The sequence below is a fragment of the Nguyenibacter vanlangensis genome (assembly GCF_013376155.1).
Taxonomy (GTDB): domain Bacteria; phylum Pseudomonadota; class Alphaproteobacteria; order Acetobacterales; family Acetobacteraceae; genus Gluconacetobacter; species Gluconacetobacter vanlangensis.
This window is the reverse complement of sequence record NZ_JABXXP010000783.1, coordinates 1-1,240: the sequence shown is the minus strand read 5'-3', so window position 1 is coordinate 1,240 and position 1,240 is coordinate 1. Positions and strand designations below refer to the sequence as shown.

The 1,240-nt window shown below is 71.0% G+C and carries 2 protein-coding genes; one reads left to right on the top strand and one right to left on the bottom strand.

Annotated elements, in window-relative coordinates; translation table 11 throughout:
- Positions 1-175 precede the first annotated feature (175 nt).
- Positions 176-769, top strand: coding sequence for a bifunctional adenosylcobinamide kinase/adenosylcobinamide-phosphate guanylyltransferase (gene cobU, locus HUK84_RS18995; protein WP_176641612.1), 594 nt, complete (start codon positions 176-178; stop codon positions 767-769).
- Positions 770-781: 12 nt separating this feature from the next.
- Here cobU and HUK84_RS18990 read toward each other — a convergent pair.
- Positions 782-1,240: substrate binding domain-containing protein (locus tag HUK84_RS18990; protein WP_218064470.1), on the bottom strand; the 459-nt coding region annotated here is incomplete at its 5' end.

Here is a 1,240-nt window from a genome sequence, read left to right as displayed (position 1 = left end):
CCCGCCGCGCTGCCGCGTCGGCCGGCGGCAGGCCGGCGCAGGCATGCCGCAGCGCGTCCATGTCGGAAAAGGCCAGGGGGTCGGGAAAGGCCGGGGGATCGGAAAAGGGGCGTGCCATGGCACCGTTTGTGTGGCGTTATGCGCGCTGATGCAAGGCGCGCGTCGCGGAGGAGACATGGAACCGGCAGGCCGCGAAGAGCCACCAGGACAGGGTGCGGGCCAAGGGACAGGCCAAGGGGAGAGCCCGGCAGCGGACCAGGCGGGGACCATCCTGGTGCTCGGCGGCGTCCGTTCGGGCAAGAGCCGTCATGCCGAGGCCCTGGTCACCGCCGGCCCGCCGCCCTGGCGCTATATCGCGACCGGCCGGGCCTGGGACGATGAAATGCGCCGGCGCATCGCCCGGCATCGCGCCGACCGGATTGCCGGATGGCAGACGGTCGAGGAGCCGCTGGCGCTTCCCGCCGCGCTGGATGACGCCGGAACCCTGCCCGTTCTGGTCGATTGCCTGACCTTGTGGCTGACCAACCTGCTGCTCGAAGACCGCGACATCCCGGCAGCCACCGACGCGCTGCTCCGGGCCCTGCGCCGCCGCCCGGCCCCGACCGTCCTGGTCGGGAACGAGGTCGGGCTGGGCATCGTGCCCGAAACGCCGCTCGGCCGTCGCTTCAGGGACGAAGCCGGCTGGCTGCACCAGGCGATTGCCCGCCAGGCCGGGCGCGTCGTCCTGATGGTCGCGGGCCTGCCCTTGACGGTAAAGGACCGGCAATAGCGTCGCCGCCGGTCATGCCGCGGGGGCTCGCGGCGGGCGCGCCCAGGGCGCGGTCGTGAAACGACCGGCCAGATAGTCCAGAAGCAGCGACACCCGCGCCGGGCGCATCTGCCCGGGCGGCGTCACCAGATGGATCGCGATCGGCGTGACCTGCCATTCCGGCAGCACATTGACCAGGCGTCCCGCCATCAGCTCGTCCCAGACCATGAATTCCGGCATCAGGCTGACGCCCAATCCCGCCAGCAGGAACGGCAGGAACGCCTCGGCATTGTTCGCGTGCAGCCGTCCGGATTGCACGATGGTGTAATCGCCGTCCTGCGCATGATGAAACCGGATCTGCCCCGGCGCCGCGGTATTGGTATAGATAAACCCCGGCATCTGCTCCAATTCTCGCGGATGGCGCGGCTCGCCCGTGCGCTGCAGGAAGGCGGGCGATGCGACCAGCGGCAGCCGCACCGCGCACAGGCGCCG

What these genes read in the sequence shown, in the direction of transcription:
- cobU (WP_176641612.1), top strand. Translation starts at nt 176, where the DNA reads ATGGAACCGGCAGGCCGCGAAGAGCCACCAGGACAGGGTGCGGGCCAA.